Source organism: Nocardia sp. NPDC051911, assembly GCF_040681035.1.
In the GTDB taxonomy this organism is placed as follows: Bacteria; Actinomycetota; Actinomycetes; order Mycobacteriales; family Mycobacteriaceae; genus Nocardia; species Nocardia sichangensis.
In genome coordinates this window covers 32,939-49,149 of the sequence record NZ_JBFAXY010000001.1, presented here as the reverse complement: position 1 = coordinate 49,149, position 16,211 = coordinate 32,939, and the positions used below count along the sequence as shown (strand labels likewise).

The 16,211-nt window shown below is 67.0% G+C and carries 19 protein-coding genes and 1 pseudogene; 8 read left to right on the top strand and 12 right to left on the bottom strand.

Annotated elements, in window-relative coordinates:
* Nucleotides 1-94: 94 nt before the first annotated feature.
* The 7 genes and pseudogenes from AB0L97_RS00305 to AB0L97_RS00275 form a co-directional block, all read right to left on the bottom strand.
* Entirely contained in the window at nucleotides 95-814 is a 720-nt protein-coding gene (locus AB0L97_RS00305; protein WP_364424290.1) for a hypothetical protein, read from the bottom strand.
* 379 nt (nucleotides 815-1,193) lie between these two features.
* Nucleotides 1,194-1,547: a hypothetical protein gene (locus tag AB0L97_RS00300; RefSeq protein WP_364424288.1), complete on the bottom strand. Its 354-nt coding sequence runs from the start codon at nucleotides 1,545-1,547 to the stop codon at nucleotides 1,194-1,196.
* A 220-nt stretch (nucleotides 1,548-1,767) separates the two neighbouring features.
* Nucleotides 1,768-2,034: a hypothetical protein gene (locus tag AB0L97_RS00295; protein WP_364424286.1), complete on the bottom strand. Its 267-nt coding sequence runs from the start codon at nucleotides 2,032-2,034 to the stop codon at nucleotides 1,768-1,770.
* Entirely contained in the window at nucleotides 2,031-2,519 is a 489-nt protein-coding gene (locus AB0L97_RS00290; RefSeq protein WP_364424284.1) for a DNA-directed RNA polymerase subunit beta, read from the bottom strand. The genes AB0L97_RS00295 and AB0L97_RS00290 overlap by 4 nt, the downstream gene beginning before the upstream one ends.
* Nucleotides 2,516-2,977, bottom strand: a complete 462-nt coding sequence (locus AB0L97_RS00285) for a hypothetical protein (RefSeq protein WP_364424282.1) — start codon at nucleotides 2,975-2,977, stop codon at nucleotides 2,516-2,518. Before AB0L97_RS00285 ends, AB0L97_RS00290 begins: the two co-directional genes overlap by 4 nt.
* A 213-nt stretch (nucleotides 2,978-3,190) precedes the next feature.
* Complete coding sequence (locus AB0L97_RS00280) at nucleotides 3,191-4,042, bottom strand: hypothetical protein (RefSeq protein ID WP_364424881.1); 852 nt, start codon at nucleotides 4,040-4,042, stop codon at nucleotides 3,191-3,193.
* Between the two features lie 117 nt (nucleotides 4,043-4,159).
* A pseudogene (locus AB0L97_RS00275) lies at nucleotides 4,160-4,351 on the bottom strand (helix-turn-helix transcriptional regulator); the annotation flags it as partial.
* Nucleotides 4,352-4,479: 128 nt separating this feature from the next.
* On the opposite strand from AB0L97_RS00275, the gene AB0L97_RS00270 reads away from it, so the two are divergent.
* Nucleotides 4,480-5,550: a GNAT family N-acetyltransferase gene (locus AB0L97_RS00270; RefSeq protein ID WP_364424860.1), complete on the top strand. Its 1,071-nt coding sequence runs from the start codon at nucleotides 4,480-4,482 to the stop codon at nucleotides 5,548-5,550.
* A gap of 292 nt (nucleotides 5,551-5,842) precedes the next feature.
* Here the strand turns inward: AB0L97_RS00270 and AB0L97_RS00265 are convergent, their stop codons facing one another.
* A complete protein-coding gene (locus tag AB0L97_RS00265; protein ID WP_364424280.1) occupies nucleotides 5,843-6,493 on the bottom strand; it encodes a hypothetical protein in 651 nt (216 codons plus the stop codon).
* Nucleotides 6,494-6,802: 309 nt separating this feature from the next.
* Here AB0L97_RS00265 and AB0L97_RS00260 point away from each other — a divergent pair, with 309 nt between their 5' ends.
* Nucleotides 6,803-7,411: a hypothetical protein gene (locus AB0L97_RS00260; protein ID WP_356962556.1), complete on the top strand. Its 609-nt coding sequence runs from the start codon at nucleotides 6,803-6,805 to the stop codon at nucleotides 7,409-7,411.
* A gap of 192 nt (nucleotides 7,412-7,603) precedes the next feature.
* On the opposite strand, the gene AB0L97_RS00255 is transcribed toward AB0L97_RS00260, so the two are convergent.
* Entirely contained in the window at nucleotides 7,604-7,810 is a 207-nt protein-coding gene (locus tag AB0L97_RS00255) for a hypothetical protein (protein WP_355071985.1), read from the bottom strand.
* 117 nt (nucleotides 7,811-7,927) lie between these two features.
* Entirely contained in the window at nucleotides 7,928-8,140 is a 213-nt protein-coding gene (locus AB0L97_RS00250; RefSeq protein ID WP_039802103.1) for a BldC family transcriptional regulator, read from the bottom strand.
* A 248-nt stretch (nucleotides 8,141-8,388) separates the two neighbouring features.
* Between AB0L97_RS00250 and AB0L97_RS00245 the strand changes: the two genes are divergently transcribed.
* The 5 genes from AB0L97_RS00245 to AB0L97_RS00225 all read left to right on the top strand — a co-directional run bounded on the left by AB0L97_RS00245 (nucleotide 8,389) and on the right by AB0L97_RS00225 (nucleotide 11,147).
* Nucleotides 8,389-8,688 (top strand): DUF4229 domain-containing protein, encoded by a 300-nt coding sequence (locus tag AB0L97_RS00245; RefSeq protein WP_364424859.1) that lies wholly within the window; start codon nucleotides 8,389-8,391, stop codon nucleotides 8,686-8,688.
* Complete coding sequence (locus AB0L97_RS00240) at nucleotides 8,685-9,770, top strand: PLP-dependent cysteine synthase family protein (RefSeq protein ID WP_355071987.1); 1,086 nt, start codon at nucleotides 8,685-8,687, stop codon at nucleotides 9,768-9,770. Before AB0L97_RS00245 ends, AB0L97_RS00240 begins: the two co-directional genes overlap by 4 nt.
* Nucleotides 9,771-9,886: 116 nt before the next feature.
* Nucleotides 9,887-10,108 carry a helix-turn-helix domain-containing protein gene (locus tag AB0L97_RS00235; RefSeq protein ID WP_039802098.1) on the top strand — a complete coding sequence of 74 codons (222 nt, stop codon included), beginning with the start codon at nucleotides 9,887-9,889 and terminating at the stop codon, nucleotides 10,106-10,108.
* Nucleotides 10,108-10,689, top strand: coding sequence for a Clp protease N-terminal domain-containing protein (locus AB0L97_RS00230; protein ID WP_355071991.1), 582 nt, complete (start codon nucleotides 10,108-10,110; stop codon nucleotides 10,687-10,689). Before AB0L97_RS00235 ends, AB0L97_RS00230 begins: the two co-directional genes overlap by 1 nt.
* A gap of 74 nt (nucleotides 10,690-10,763) precedes the next feature.
* A complete protein-coding gene (locus AB0L97_RS00225) occupies nucleotides 10,764-11,147 on the top strand; it encodes a phage holin family protein (protein WP_355071993.1) in 384 nt (127 codons plus the stop codon).
* An 89-nt stretch (nucleotides 11,148-11,236) separates the two neighbouring features.
* Here AB0L97_RS00225 and AB0L97_RS00220 read toward each other — a convergent pair whose 3' ends face one another.
* Together AB0L97_RS00220 and AB0L97_RS00215 are read right to left on the bottom strand one after the other, a co-directional pair.
* Nucleotides 11,237-12,106 (bottom strand): 1,4-dihydroxy-2-naphthoate polyprenyltransferase, encoded by an 870-nt coding sequence (locus AB0L97_RS00220; protein WP_356962547.1) that lies wholly within the window; start codon nucleotides 12,104-12,106, stop codon nucleotides 11,237-11,239.
* A 126-nt stretch (nucleotides 12,107-12,232) separates the two neighbouring features.
* A complete protein-coding gene (locus AB0L97_RS00215) occupies nucleotides 12,233-12,697 on the bottom strand; it encodes an SRPBCC family protein (RefSeq protein ID WP_355071996.1) in 465 nt (154 codons plus the stop codon).
* Nucleotides 12,698-12,829: 132 nt separating this feature from the next.
* On the opposite strand from AB0L97_RS00215, the gene AB0L97_RS00210 reads away from it, so the two are divergent.
* Nucleotides 12,830-16,168, top strand: a complete 3,339-nt coding sequence (locus AB0L97_RS00210; protein WP_364424274.1) for a BTAD domain-containing putative transcriptional regulator — start codon at nucleotides 12,830-12,832, stop codon at nucleotides 16,166-16,168.
* Nucleotides 16,169-16,211 lie beyond the last annotated feature (43 nt).

Below are 16,211 nucleotides of genomic sequence, written 5' to 3'. Positions count from 1 at the left end.
AAGGAGATCGTCCGGGACGAACTCGACCGGGGCACGGCCGAGGGCCACGCGGCCTTAGCCGTGATGCTTCGCCCATTCCGCTCACACTCAGTGGTCAGACAGTACTGGAGGCTCCGGACCCCGCCGGTCCCATCCAGGCGCGCAGGTCCACGACGCTGTCGCAGTAGTCGTCGGTGTCGTCGAGAACCGGCTGTCGAGCGAGGTCGCCGGTACGCACCAGCGGTGCCAGTTCTTGGGCGAGGTAGGCGTATCCGGTCGGGCGGCCGTCGGTGCCGCTGACGGCCAGGTCGATGCCGTAGGTGCGGTCCGTGCGGGTGACATGGATGTAGATGCGGCAGGTGTCGGCGTCGGTGTACAGGAATCCTGCGAACGTGTAGTCGTCGGCGAACCAGGGCAGGCCGCCACCGACCAAGAGGCTGAACAGACTGAACAGGCGTTGGTCACCGGAATCGGCTTCGGCGGTGTAGTCGAACCCGGTATCGGCCGCGGCGAGGACGGTGTTGCCGTGGCTGTCACGCGGTTGGTCCTCGTGGTCAGCCAGTAGCTGTGTGACAGCGGGCGCGACGGTGAACCGGGCGTGGTCGACAGCGCCAGGAACATCGAGCAGGCCTGTGCCGGAAGATAATTCGTAATCCACGGCGATTCCTGAGACAATCGTCGCGGTCGGCGACAGCACGATCCGGGCATGTCCGGAGTTGGCGCGTACCACTCCCCGCACCCGGGGGCCGACTGCAGTACCGGCCGGGGCGAGGACCAACGGAATCGTGCGGTACAGCAGCAGATCGAACCGGCCGTCGGCGTCTGGATCGGGCACCGAGTTACCTCCTTGGTCGACGAAGTGTTCCACCCACCCATCCGGAATCACGTTCGTGCGCTCATATAGAGCCTGCTGTCGCGGTAATCCCAAGGGTTTCTTCGATCTGATCAGAGAATGAGGTGTGGGCATAGTGAGCGGAGACGGTCGACGAAGCAAGGACGGTGTTTCGCTGATGACAGTCACGATTGAACCCAGCACGGCCGCAGGACTTCGTTCGCGCCATCGAGAGGCCCTGCGGCGTCTAGGGCTGATACGAGAGGAGATCGGGGAGCTCGCCGCTCGGTATGCTTTGACGACAGAGGAACTGGCGGCATGGAAAGAGTTGCGATCCATCGAGTTCCTGCTCGGTGATGCGTGAGGTAGCTCGATCCGCTGGCTACGCCGGTTCGGCCCAGAATCCAGCCCTATCGATCACGATGGCGCATGGCCGGTTGAGCACCCCCGCCTTGTAGACGGCCTCGCTGAGGTGAGTCGACATCAGAACCATCCACGTCTTCCACGGCGTGCTCTCGCCATTGGGAGTTCCAGCTTTCGCCGCGAGGCGCGAATAGTAGTCATGAAGTTCCTGGTCGGTGAAGCGGAACTCTACGGGGGGAACCACCGGTGATTCGCCTACAGCCGTGAGTAGCAGCCGACCTGCGTTGTCGCGGCCGATCTGGTATCCCCACTCGTTACCGGCACGAATCACCGAATCGGTGAGTTCAGCCAGATTCGGATCAGACTTTTCCACCACAGGCTCCTCCTGGGTAGGCGGTGATGATCTTGCCTCTCTCGGTGATGGCGCGTCAGCGGCCCGATACGGCTCCATCGCCTCCAGCGGGTGGTGGTAGCGCGCAGTCCTGACTGCCAACTTCATTGCTTTTCAACATGCTTTGACGCACCAGCCACGACTTCGGTTCCCTTGAGTGACTCGATCCCTTCTCTGTGTCGACGGGCACCGGCTGGCCTTGTCAACATTCGAGGTAGAGCCGTTCGTTCGGGAGGCGGGGGAGGCCGGTGGGGTCGCCGGGGAGGACGGTTACCGCGCCGGGGCGGTGGCGGGCGTTCCAGTCCTGGACGAATACCAATGCGGCGGTCAGGCATGCGGCGAAGTCCATTCGTTGGTCGTGCAGGTAGACCGAAAGGTGTACGTCGGGTTCCTCTGGGTGCGGGGACTGGGTGCGGCCGGTCATGAGACTGCGAATCGGCGGCGTGATCGATTCGCCGTGCGAGTTCATCGGCCTGTCCTGACCGCGCGTGTGAGCAGGGATGCTTGCACTGCATCCACCACCAGCCGTCCTGAGGGCCGGTAGGTGTCGCAGGGAACCTCGAGCCATGCGCGGTATGCGGCGTTGCTGTCGGCCGGGGAAGGGAGGGCGATCAATCCGCCGTCGCGGATCACCTTCACGCGATCCCGGAACAGGCCCGCGAAGATTCGAGGTTCGTCGGGCAGATCAGGCCGCACCAGGAATGTCCAGGTCAGGGAATGCGGGTGCGTAATGATCGGGCCGAGACCGTATCCGCCGCTGCGCAACCGGTCCGTCGCTGCCCGCCCCAACGGCTCCGGCACCGAGACACCCCACACCAGCGAACCTGCTCGCACCACGATTCGGCCGAGTGCTTCGGGTTCTACCTCGGCAGGCAGCTGACAGATCATCTTGTAGTACGCGCACCGCCCGGATGGGGTTGCCAGATCGAAGCCTTCGATGCCTGGCGCGCTCATGACTGAGCCTCCGCGTCCCCCGACGGCGCCGGGGTGGGGTACAGGGCGCGGCCGAGCATCACGTGTCCCGGCATGATCACGCTGCACACTCGCGTGAAGTCGGCCGGAACCGAGCCGCCCAGATGCGTCATCCCCGGAACTATCACCGCACTCGCGCGGGCGACGTGCACCATTTCCAACACACGCGCCGCCGCCACCGGCGATACCGTGTGCGGCGCAACCACATAGATCGCGGCCAGTGTGTAACCGTGCCGCCGTGCGAGCGCCTCGATCGTCGCTCGATCGTTCACGGCGTCTGCCCCCGCGACCGCCGCGCACCGCATCCCGATGGCCAGTGCGCCGTGCGTATATGTGAGCGAGCCACGCAACGGCGTCGACGCGTCTTTCAGATACGCCGCGATCCGCTCCAGCTCAGGCACTCCCGCCCGATACAACCCCTGCCGACTGCTCGCATCCATCCCCTGCGCCTCCCTGCGATCCGATTGGAAAGCACCCGACGCCGAGGGCACAGCACCCGCCAGCGGTGATAGCTGTACTGGTGCGGCCGGGATTTCGAAGCGGCCGGCTCACCCCGGCGTCGGGGCCGGAGAAAGCGTCACAGGCCGAGAACGTGGTCAACAATGGCACTCTCGGCAGACCGACCGGCGAAAGTGCCATCGAGAGCCGAAGCTTCAGTACTCCAGTCGCAGTAGATCAGCGAGATCTCGCATCTCAGGTGTCAGAGTGCGCCGTCTGGTGATGATCCGGCCGAGCAAATCCTTGGCGGACCGTTGTTCGATCAGCCACGGGCGGGCCTCGCGGGACAGCTGAACCAGAACATCGAACGCGGTGTCATAGCTTCGAAGTTCGATGTGTGCTGCGGCGACATCGAGCAGATGCCTGTTCCGGTTGTCGGAGGTCGGGCGCAGCCCTGACGGCACGTCGCGGGCCAGGCGTAACGCGAGGTCGGGACGGTCGTCCACGATGGCATTCTCGACCCGCTTCATGGCGACCGTGGCAGGTCCGAACGTCGTCCAGTACTGGTGATAATTACCCGAATCCCGTTTGACCGCTGCCGCTGCCGCGTTCGCGAGGCGCATCATTTCGTCCGCCTCGTCTGGCCGGTTGTCGCGTATCGCTGCGGCCGAGCCACGCAACAGCAACCACCCCCAGGTCGACAGCTCCCGTGTGGTGGCGACCGACAGACGCGGCTCGACACGGTCAGCCCACGACACGGCCAAGGCGCGGACCTGCTCGAACTGCCGTTCTACAAGAAGCAGCCAACACAAAGTGATCACTGCCGACGCGGAATCGAGCGCGTTCCCGGTCGATTCGGCATCCCGGAGTGACTGCTCGAGGGCGGTTCTCGCTGGCTGGAGTTGCCGAGTCTGGACCAGCACCGACCCGACCAGTTGCAGGATCCGGGACCGCATGAGCGGCGACGCGGCGCGTCCATCGAGTATCAAGCGGGGAAGTTGCCGACTCAATTCGTCGTACTCGTTGTCGTGGTAGAGCTTCACCGCTGCGACAAGCGACTCGTTCACGCTCCGCTCCGTAGGCATTTCGACCGCGTGTCCGTCTGCGCTCGACACGAGAGCTCGCCGAGTTGGAAGCCAGAGTTCGCCGCTTTCGGTCTCGGGTCGGCGGGGGGTGGGCCCGAGAAGAGTCGAGAGCGGGCAGCTCATCGCGACGGCCAGCCGTCGAAGTGTCTGTATGCGAGTGTCATCGCGCTCGCCCTGTTCGATCTTGCGAATCAGAGATAGCGATACCCCTGAACTCTGTGCGAGTTCACGTTGCGTCAGACCGCTCCGCTTGCGAACAGATCGCAAGCGTTCCCCGAGATCTGTGCTCATGGCCCGAGGCTACGGGACCTTGGGATTCTCGTCAGGCTCGTCTCGAACCAGCACGGTCGAACCCGCTAGCGCCCGGGGCCGCGGACGGTGATCATCGTCTGGTGGGGAAGAACTCGGAAACGGACCGGATGCGCCGCGTGCCGGAAATGATCGCAGTGGCAGGTGAATTGGTTCTTCGACCTTGGTCGATGTCGTCTGCGGATCTCGACCTGGTTCGGGAAGCGTCGGACGACGACACGATCCCGTTGATCACCACTGTGCCGTCGATGTACACCGAGGAAGCGGCGACGGAGTTCGTCGAGCGGCAGTGGGAACGATCCGTGAGCGAAAGCGGGTACCCCTTCGTGATCGCGCGAGCGACGGACGGTAAGCCGCTCGGCAGTATCGGAGTCTGGACCAAGGATCTCGGAGAGGGCCGGGCATCGGTCGGGTATTGGCTGGTGCGGTCCGCTCGTGGGCAGGGGGTGGCCGCCCACGCGCTGCGGGCGGTCGCGGACTGGGCGTTCGAGCAACTGGCCGTTGCCCGGGTGCAGCTCTACGTGGAACCGTGGAATACCGCCTCCATCCGGACTGCCGAGCGGGCGGGATTCCGGCGTGAGGGGCTGCTGCGCGGGTGGCGGCAAGTCGGCGAAAGTCGTCGCGACATGTTCGTGTACGCGCGGCTCGCCCCGAGCCGCCCGTCGGCGAGACCGCGGTCGCTGACCGGCCCCACGGCTCGTGTCGCCGAGGAAGCCGATGTCGACGGGATCGTCCAACTGCGCGTCGCGGTGGCAGCGGAGGGCAAATGGATCGGGGCCGAAGCGCCGTTGGACGAGGAAGACGCCGCACGGCAGATCCGAGCGAATCTCGGCGACGAGAAGCGCGGTGTGTTCGTGACGGAGATCGACGGATGCGTCGTGGGCACGGCGACGGTCTACTTCGGCACACCTGGCGTCACGGCCTTCGGCATGATGGTCGCGGCGGATCGGCGGGGACGTGGCATCGGGCCGGTGCTGCTGGAGCAAGTCATCAGTTGGTCGCGGGATCGGGGCGCCCACAAGGTGAGTCTGCAAGTATGGCCGCACAATCAGCGCGCGATGACGCTCTACGACCGAGCGGGTTTCGAGGTCGAGGGCGTCTTGCGCGGGCATTACCGACGCCGCAGCGGCGAGCTGTGGGACGCGGTGCTCATGGGCCTGCCACTCGACGGTGTGGGCTGACGAGCGCACGCCTGGAGTATTTCGCGGAAAACTAGGGTTTTTATTGGCGCGATTGCGCGAAAATAATTGAATGCGCACGTTTCAGACTGTGCGGCCCGAATTGTGTGAGATCGCCGCTGGTTTACGACGCTTGTAACGCACGAGTGGCAGCACGCGAATTCCCCACCGGCAGAACAAATAACGTTCCGAGCCTCGCCTTAAGGGACACAAGACTTCGAATGTCTGTTAATCGGCCGCAAAGTCGCGGCTCCCTCGTGGGCGGAAAGTCCGTATCGCGGAGGTGTAACGGCACCTACAGCCGCGCCACGCAAACCACGAAATACCTTTGCTGGTAGACGATTCCGCTGTCGGCCGACCCGCACGCGTTGACGTCGACGGTGTTCTGCTTGATGTCGATGACCCGGACCGCGCCAGGGGTGTGGGCGGCGCAGTCGAGACGCTTGGGGCTGCCGGGTGTCAGTTCCATGCAGCCGCCGACGACCCAGTCGATGTCCAGGCACAGCGCGGCCTGTGTCGCCCCGTGCAAAGTTTCGTTGTAGGTGTGGTCGGCGTCGGTGGGGCAGGTGGCGTTCGCCGGTGCCTTATCGACGACTTTGTAGACGGAGTTCTGGCTGCCACAAGCGGTTTTGTCGATCGCGCCTGCTCCGCCGAGCTGTACGCAGTCGCCGATGTTCACCTGCATGCTGGTGGCGCTCTTGTTGGACGCGCCGCGCATCGCCGACGTGGTCGGCAGCGCTTCCGTGGTGGTCGGCAGCGGCTCCTCGGTGGTCGGCGGGGGAGCCGAGGTTGTTGCCGCGGCGGCGTTCTGAGCGGCGGCCTTGGCCGGCTCATCGGCGGGGCCGGACATCGATAGCGCGGCGACGACCACGATGGTGGCCGCCAGTCCGGTCCCGACCATGAAGGCGGCCAGGGTGATACCGGCGCGGACACGTTGGCGCGACACGTACGTCCTCCAGAGCTGTGAACCCTTCGACCCACCTAGCGACCCGAAGTTGTGAATCTTGCGGATTGAAGACCACGCCATGCTTACACTACGCGGCACGTCCGCGTCGAGTTTTCCTTCCCAGGCGTAGCGATCCGCGCTGGGAATTCACGTACGTGTCGGTATCCGGGCCCGGTGTGATCACGATCGGATAACGAACTTCGCGATCAGGTGTGCCGGTCGCCAAGTCTGGAAACTAGTCACGGGCGCTGTACAGTCACACGCCATCCGGCCTCCGGAGCCGGTGTCTCGGTGAGAAGGAATTCCAGAATGAAGTTCGGCACTATTGCCGCCATTACGCTCGGCGCGGTTGCCGCAGTGGGCATCACAGCGGGGGCCGCGAACGCGAAACCCGTAGAACCGGAGCGTGAGATCACGACAACCGGGGTAGAGCAGGGGGTCGACTACCACACCACGGTCTCACGCGAGACCGGAGCCATCTCGACCGCCGTCGAGCACGGCACCTTCGCGGTGGCCGACGACGGCACCAAGATCAAGCTGACCTCCGATACCGGGGCCGTGGTGGCCGAAGTGCCGCTCACCTTCCAGGTTTCCGGCAGCAAGCTGTCGGTCGCGCACGAAATCAGCGACAGCGGACGGCGTCTCGCGCTCACCCCGGTGGCAGGCGCCAAGGAGATCGGCGAGATGCAGCCGATCAGCTCGATGAACCGTCTCATCGCCGAGTTGAACCAGAACGTGGTCGGCGTGGTCGGCGGCGCGCTGCTCGGCGGACTGCTCGGGGCCCTGATCGGCCTGGGCTTCTTCAGCATCATCACCGGCCCGATCGGCCTGGTCGTCGGCGCGATCGCGGGCGGAGCCATTCAGGGTGGACAGCCGTTCACCGACGCGCTGATGGCGGTCGTCAACGGCGAACCCTGATCGATGGCGCGGATCGGATGCGGCAGGCGCACCGCAGCGCGCCTGCCGCACCCGGACCGGGTTGTCGATCGTCGTGGCGTTCGTCGAGGGTGGAGGTTCGGCCCCCGCCGGGACGGCGCCACGGCAGAGCGATGAAATCGCGCGAACGCCGGATACCGCTGGACGCGTGCTATCGCGCGGGTACTTCGAAGATCAACGCTCGGCGGAACCGGACTCGCCGTCACGGTGCTGGCGAGATAGTCGCCAGAGGAACTCCGGGTCGTCGTCGGGTCCGATGACGCGCTTGCGCCGTGGTGAACGCGATTGCGGGGCAGTGGGTCCAGTCCGCTCGGGGCCGAACGCCTTCCAGCACAACACCGCTATTGCCACCACCGCGATGAGTGCCAACAGGTACGTCACGTCGCTCACCTCCTGATTACGAGGGTAGCCGCGGACGTGACTCCAGCACACCGCAGACGCGAAAATGGTCTGCGGGCGAGCGCGGACCCGAGCACGACAGGTCCGCGCGCCCTGCGATCAGCGTGCTGCGGTCGCTTCGGTGGTCAACGACTTGAGCAGCTGGAGTACTTCCGATTCGCGGAACCGGCGATGTCCGCCCGGTGTGCGAAGCGACCCGAGGCGCCCGGCGTGAGCCCAGCGCGTCACGGTCTTGGGGTCGACGTGGAACAGGGCAGCAACCTGGCCCGGAGTCAGCAGGGTGTCCTGGCCGCCGACGGTGATCGCAGTCATAGCAAACCTCTCCGTTCTCGACAGTTCCCTCATCAGATGGCGCCATCGTCGCACTGAAACCCCTAGGTACTCGAACCACCTACAGTTGGTAAAGGGGAGGTAATAGACAAAACGGATGCGCGCCCCACCCCCGGCTGTTGGGCGTGCACCGGGGGCGGGCAACAGCTTCGCATAGGCTGAGGGATGTGCGTGACGCGAATCCACCAAAAGGTGCTTCCGGACAGCAAACGGCTGGCGCTGGTCGTCGTCTGGCCCGCAATCTGGCCCTTTACACCGTCGCCAGGTTGGGTCTCGTGGTAGTGCTCGCCGCGCTGATCGTGCTGGCCGCGCGACTGGTGTCGGTGGACATCCCCATCGTGGTCGCAGCCTTGTTCGCGCTCATCATCGCGATGCCGCTGTCGCTGGTGCTGTTCAAGCGGCTGCGGGCCAAGGTGAACGAGGACATCGCCCTGGTCGACGAGCGCAGGCGCCGCGACAAGGCCGAGCTACGGGCGCGGTTGCGCGGCGACGAGCCGCCCGCTCCGCCGGAGTCCGGGACTTCTTCGTGAAGTCCTGCGATCACACCGCTCCGCGCGACTGGGTCGACAACGCGGTGCGGTTGATCGACGCCGACACCCAGCGCAGCGCGGACACCCACTTGCTGCGCTACCCGCTGCCCGCCGAGTGGAACATCCAGCTCTATCTCAAGGACGAGTCCACCCACATCACCGGCAGCCTCAAGCACCGCCTGGCTCGCTCGCTGTTCCTGTACGCGATCTGCAACGGCTGGGTCGGCGAGGGGACGACCGTGGTGGAGGCGTCCTCGGGTTCGACGGCGGTCAGCGAGGCCTATTTCGCGAAACTGCTCGGCTTGGACTTCGTCGCGGTGATGCCCGCGAGCACCTCTCCGCAGAAGATCGCGCTCATCGAGGCGCAGGGCGGGCGCTGTCATTTCGTGCAACGCCCGCCGGACATGTACACCGAGGCGGCGCGGCTGGCGGCCGAGTGCGGCGGTCACTACATGGACCAGTTCACCCACGCCGAGCGCGCGACCGACTGGCGCGGCAACAACAACATCGCCGAGTCGATCTTCCAGCAGATGGCGTTGGAGACCAATCCGGTGCCGGAGTGGATCGTGGTCGGCGCGGGCACGGGCGGCACCAGCGCCACGATCGGCCGCTACATCCGGTATCGCAGGCATGCGACCAAGCTGGCCGTGGTCGATCCGGAGAACTCCGCCTTCTACGGCGGCTACGAGACGGGCGATGCGGGTTACCAGACCGGAATGCCCTCCCGGATCGAAGGCATCGGCCGCCCCCGCGTGGAACCCTCGTTCGTCGGCCAGATCGTGGACCGCATGTTCGAGGTGCCCGACGCGGCGTCTATCGCTGCGGCCCGGTTCGCGAGCGTGCGGCTCGGCCGCCGGGTCGGCGGCTCCACCGGCACCAACCTGTGGGGCGTTTTCGCCTTGATCGCCGAGATGCTCTCCGAAGGGCGCGGCGGCAGTGTCGTCACCCTGCTGTGTGACGGCGGGGATCGCTATGCCGGAACGTATTTCGACGACGCGTGGGTGGCGTCCCAGGGGCTGGAGCTCGCGGAGCCCACCGCTGTCCTGGAGAAGTTCGTGGCGACCGGAATCTGGGACGCCTGATCGGTTCGTGCCCCGGCCAGGGGTTTTGTTCGCCTGAGGCGGAACGGGGTCGAATCGCGCCCGCGGTTGTCAATTTTTGTTGACATCGCGAGCATGTGTCAATCAAAATTGACGTCATGACGGAAGCAACCACACTCGCGGCGGCCGCGGGCAGCCCCGATCCGAAGGTCGGGCTGCGCGCGGTGCTCGCGCTACGCAGGCTGCTCGAACGTCTCGAGGCGATCCAGGTGGCCAACGCCCGTGCTCAGGGCTGGTCGTGGCAAGCGATCGCGGAGGCGCTCGAGGTCAGCAGGCAAGCAGTCCACCAGAAGTACAACCGGAAAGGCAGGATCCGCTGATGTTCGAGCGGTTCAGCAGGTCTGCGCGCACGGCGATCATCGTCGCCCAGGAGGACGCGCGCGAACTCCACGCGTCGAATATCGAGGTGGAGCACGTATTGCTCGGTGTGCTCGCGCATGCCGAGCCGGAATTGGCAGCGTTGCTCGCGGACGCGGGACTCACTCGCGACGGCGTGCGCAGCGCGCTCGCCGAGCAGGGCAACGGGATACCGCTCGGCCCCGAGGACGCCGAGGCCTTGCGCTCCATCGGCATTGATCTGGACGCCGTCCGGGAGTCGCTGGACACGCATTTCGGCGAGGACGCGCTCGACCGCGCCGCGCCGGACCCGCGCCGTGGGCCGTTCCCGTGGAGCCGCGGTGGGTACTACGGGCACATTCCGTTCACGAAGGAAGCGAAGAAGGTGCTCGAGCTCTCCCTGCGTGAGGCGCTCGGTCGCAAGGACAAGACCATCGAGTCGGGGCACATGCTGCTCGGCATCCTGCGCGCCCCGAACCAGACGACGGTGCGCCTGCTCGGCGGCTCCGACGCGATCGGTGAATTGCGGCCCAAGGTGCACGCCCTGCTCGACCGTGCGGCTTGAGCAGGCGGACATGCGCTGCGGGAGTTCGTGTTTTCCAGCGGCGTGTGTCCGCCTCCGACGCCTAGCATTGGGCCATGCAGCTCGTGATTCGGTTGATCATCAACGCGGTGGCCATCTGGCTGGCCGCCGTCTGGGTCGACAAGATCGACATTCTCGCTCCGGAAGGCGGCAACGGCGCCAAGATCGGTGTGGTCCTCGCGGTGGCCGCGGTGTTCACGGCGGTGAACGCCCTGGTCAAGCCGATAGTGAAACTGCTGTCGCTACCGCTGGTGATCGTGACGCTCGGCCTGTTCCTGCTTCTGATCAACGCGCTCATGCTGTGGCTGACCGCCGAGATCACCGGAGCATTCAGCCATTACGGCCTGCGCGTCGAGGGCTTCTGGGCCGCGGTGTTCGGCGGCATCATCGTCTCGCTGGTGAACTGGGTGCTCGGCATCCTGGTTCCGGACGAGGATTAGTCCGCGCCGCCGCGAACGGACGACGCTCGATCGCGCATCGCGCCATCGAGTCCACCTGGTCGGCGCGATCCGCGACCGCGAGGGCCGCGCTAACCCAGCCCGACCGCCAGCGCGGTGACCGCCGACCAGACCAGCAGCGCCAGGCCGGAATCCCGCAGCGCGGGAATCAGTTCCAGCCCGCCCTTGCCGCCGCGCACCGGCGCGTTGGCGCGGACGGCGAGCGGTATCGCGAGCAGCCCGGCCAGTGCCCATGGCGTGCGGGCCACCAGCGCCAACGTCACGAGGAACGGGACGGTGAGCAGGGCCAGGTGCAGTGTGCGGGTGCGCGGATCGCCGAGTTTGACCGCGAGTGTGACCTTTCCGGACCCGGTGTCGGTGGGGATGTCACGCAGGTTGTTCGCGACGAGCACGGCGCTGGAGAACGCGCCCACCGCGATCGCCAGCAGCGCACCGACCCAGTCGATCCGGCCCGCCTGCACGAACTGGGTGCCGAGCACGGCGATCAGGCCGAAGAAGACGAACACCGCCACTTCACCGAATCCGCTGTAGCCGTAGGGCTTGCTGCCGCCGGTGTAGTACCAGGCGCCGGCCAGGCAGGCCGCGCCGACGAGCAGCAGCCACCAGGCGCTGGTGAGCACCAGCACCAGGCCGAAGACGGCCCCGACGACCAAGCTGACGATCGCGGCGGTCTTCACCGCGGTGGGCGAGGCCAATTTCTGCCCGACCAGGCGCAGCGGGCCGACCCGGACGTCATCGGTGCCGCGGATGCCGTCGGAGTAGTCGTTGGCGAAGTTCACGCCGATGATCAGCGCCAGCGAAACGAACAGCGCGAGAATCGCTTTCCACCACACCGCACCATCGATCGACGCGGCGGCGCCGGTCCCGGCGAGCACCGGGGCGATCGCGTTCGGCAGGGTACGGGGTCGCGCGCCCTCGATCCATTGCGCTGCAGTAGCCATGTTCGCAGCATAATCGGCAGAGTCGGACGGAGTCCGTCCTCAGCTCGCGCATGGCCGCAGCGAAGGCGGAGGTTCCGCATAATCGGCGCAGTCGGACGTAGTCCGTCCTCAGCCCGCGCACGGCGATCAGGCCGTTTCGGCCGTCACCGCCTCCTGCATCCGCGCGAGTCCCTTCTCGAAATCCCGGCCGACGAACTTGTCCATCGGGATGAGCTTGCCGATGACGGCCATCAGCCCGGTCTGCCGGCCGGTCATCCGCCAGGTCACTTCGGTGCCGGTCTCGACCGGGTCCAGGATGAAGGTCACCATGTTGGTGGCCTTCATGGGCTTCATGAACTCCAGGCGCACGCCGATCTCGCGCTCGGCGCTGCCGACGATCTCCATGCTGCCCGCACCTGCCTTACGGTTGCCGCTCCAGGCGTAGCGCGCGCCGACGCCGGATTCCGCGCCGGAGTAACTGCGCTGGAGCTGCGGGTCGAGGTCCTCCCACGGCGACCACTCGACCCACTTGTGGAAATCGTTGATCAGCCCGTGCACGCGCGCGGGGTCGGCCGTGATCACGGCCGATCGGACCACCTCGAACTCAGCCATGGGGGTCACACTATGCGACCGACCGCTCGCAGTCGCGGCAAAGAATTCGTGTCGAGCTTCTCGGGTCTGCTCGCCTACGATGACCGCGGGATGTTTCCGGAGCACAGCGGCCCGCACGGCCACAGTCGAGCAGTGACGACGCCCGCAGGCGAATCGGTCGTGGTGGCCTTGCTGGGCGAGGTCGCGCTGCGCCGCGACGGCACGCTGACGCCGCTGCCCGGTGCGCGCTCCCGGCTGCTGCTCACCGCCCTGGCCCTGCGGCCGGGTCGCAGCCGCGGCGCGCAGGCCCTGATCGAGGAGGTCTGGGGCGAGCAGCCGCCGCGCTCGCCGATGAACGCGCTACACACCCAGGTTTCCCGGTTGCGTTCGGCGCTGCCGGAGGGCGCGCTGGAAATCGGCCCTGCGGGCTATCGGTTGACCCTCGGCGCCGATCAGGTCGACTTGTCCTCGGTGGGCGAGCGCGTGGCGCGGGCGCACGGGCTGCGCGCGGCGGGAGACCTTCCGGGGTGCCTGGCGGAAATCACCCGGGCGCGGGGGCTGTGGCGCGGGGATCCCGGTGCGGATCTGCCGCCGGGCGACCTCGCCGACGAGCTTCGCGCAGCGGCCGGGCGGCGTCTGGCCGAACTGGACGAACTCGAACTCGCCGCACGCGAGGACGGCGGCGACGTCGATGGAGCCTTGCGTCTCGCTCGGCTGCGCGCCGCCGCGGAACCGCTGGACGAGCCCGCGCAGCAGACCCTGATGCGCCTGTTGGCGGCGGCGGGGCGGCCCAACGAGGCGGTGGAATCGTTCGCCGCTTTCCGCTACCGGCTGGCCGAGGAACTCGGCACGGACCCGGGGCCCGCGCTCACCGAGATGCATACGGCGATCCTGCGTGGGGAGCGGATAGGCCGCGTCGCGCCGCCGCGCTCGGGCAGCGCGGCGAGCGAAGACGGCGGTTCCCGAAGCGGGCTCGCGGCCGAGGCGACACCCTCGGCCGCTGACGTACCGACACCGCACCTCGCCGCGATCGGCCTGCGTGCCGCGCCCAACGCACTGCTCGGCCGGGCCGCCGACATCACCGAGCTGATCGAGCTGCTCCGCGATGCCCGGGTGGTGACCGTGCTCGGCCCCGGCGGTGCGGGCAAGACCAGGGTTGCCAACGAGATCGGTTGGCAGGCGGCCGCCACCTGTCCGGTGGCGCTGGTCGAGCTGGCGTCGGTGCGCGCCGAAGGCGACGAAGCCAGGGTCGAGATCGAGGCGGCGATCGCCGCGGTACTCGGGCTCAGCGAGGTCACCTTCGACGCGGCCACGCTGCGTTCCGGGCAGATCGTCGATCTGCGCGGGCGGCTGCACGACGCGGTGTCGGCGCGCTCGATGCTGCTGATCCTGGACAACTGCGAGCATCTGATCGACGCCGTCGCCGTGGTGGTCGCCGATCTGATCGGCGTCGCACCGAGGCTGACCGTGCTCACCACGAGCCGTTCGCCGCTGACCATCACCGCCGAGACGGTCTATCCTTTGCCGCCGCTGACCATCGATCCGGCGGGCTCGCCCGCCACCGAGCTGTTCGCCGCGCGCGCCAGGGCGGTGCGGCCCGGCGTCCGGCTGGATCCGGACGTGGTCGCCCAGTTGTGCCACACCCTCGACGGGCTGCCGCTGGCCATCGAACTGGCGGCGGCCCGCGTGCGCGTGATGAGCGTCGAGGAGATCAACGAGCGGCTGGCCGATCGGTTCGCGCTGCTGCGCCACGGCGATCGCAGTTCGCCCGAACGGCATCGCACGCTGCACGCGGTGATCGACTGGAGCTGGAACCTGCTCGACACCGAACAGCAAGCCACGTTGCGCCGGTTGTGCCGATTTCCCGCCGGTTTCACGCTGTCGGCGGCCGAGGCGGTCGCGGGCGGAGCCGACGTGGTCGATGTCGCCGCGGCCGTCGACGGCCTGGTCAACCAATCGCTGCTCACCGTGCTGGACGACGAAGTGCTCGGCACCCGCTACCGGATGTTGGAGACGGTGCGGGAATACGGTGAAGAGCAGCTGGCCGCCGCGGCGGGAGAGCCGGAATCGGTCGATACCCGGATGATGCGGTGGGCCAAGGACTACGCCGATGACGTGGCGAGCCGGTATATGACCGGCGATCAGTTCCACCTCGCGCTCTCCGTGGCGGCGGAGGTGGACAACTTGCTCGCCGCGCTGCGTTGCGCGATCGAAAGGCGGGATGCCGCGACGGCCTACACGGTGTTCCCGGTCGTCGCCACGCTGTGGATCATCCGGGGATCGCACCTGGAAGTGATCGCCTGGGCTCAGCGGGTCATCGAATTGGAGCCGGCCGACTTCGGGCCGGAAGGTCCGCGTCCGGATCTGGTGCTCGTCACCTACCAGATGACGTTCCTGCATCTCGCTTACACCAACGGCAGCGCCAGGGAGATCGCCGTGCTCCGCAGGCGCGTGCGCCGATTGCTTCATCTTCCCGTCGAACTCACCGAGAACAGCCGATTCATCGCCCGGGTCGTGCTCACCAGGGCCGACGGACGCGGCTTCAGCAGGCTCCTCGCCGAGGCGGCGCGTTCGGCAGATCCGGAGACCAGGGGTTCGGCGCTGTTGTTGCGAGCCAACATCCGGGAGAACCTCGGCGATGTGCGCGGCTCCACCATCGATGCGATCAAGGCGCTGGAGGTGCTCGGGCGCGAGAACGTCTGGAGCGTGGCCATGGTGAGCAGGCACCTCGGACAGGTCTGTGGACAGATCGCCCGCTACGACCAGTCGGTGACCTATTACCGCCGCGCGCTCGAGGTGTTGCAGCGGCTCGGCGCCTACGAGGACACGGTGGAGATCCGCAGCCTGCTGGTGGCTTCACTGGTCGGAATCGGCGAGCTGGAGCAGGCGCGGCGGGAACTCGATCTCGCGTTCGGCACGCCGGACTTGGACAACTCGTCCCTCGGACAGAACCGGCTGCTGTCCACCGTGATGCAGAGCTCGGCGGAGTTGGCGTTCGCGGAAGGTGACACCGCGGGCGGGTTCACTCGCTACGAACGCGCGCTGGAACTGTTCGGCTGGCCGGACAACGCGCTCGGCCCCGGGCCCGGCGCCCTGATGCTGGCCGCGGCGGCGCTCGCCGCGCAGGTGATAAACGGCGCTGCCGACCCGGACGCGACTCTGCACACGCAGCTTGCCGAGACGGCTCTGCCGACCATGACCCAGTACCGCGACCTGCCGCAGATCGGCGGCGTCGCCTGCGCGATCGGCTCGTATCTCATCGCCGTCGACCGCGAGGTCACGGTGGGGCTCGACTTGCTCATCCTGGCCCCGAACGTCGTCTGCCGACAGGACTTTCCTTCGATGCGGTGGCAACGGCACTTGGACGCGGCGACCGCGAAGCTCGGTCCCGGCCCGGTCGCCGAAGCCCGCCGCCGCCTCGGCCACCTGCGCCGGAACAGGTCCGCGGATCGCATCATGGAATTGCTGCAAGGACTGGTCGACGCTCGCTGATCAGTCGACGGCGGTGATCTGGTTTGCGCGAGGAGTCGAACGG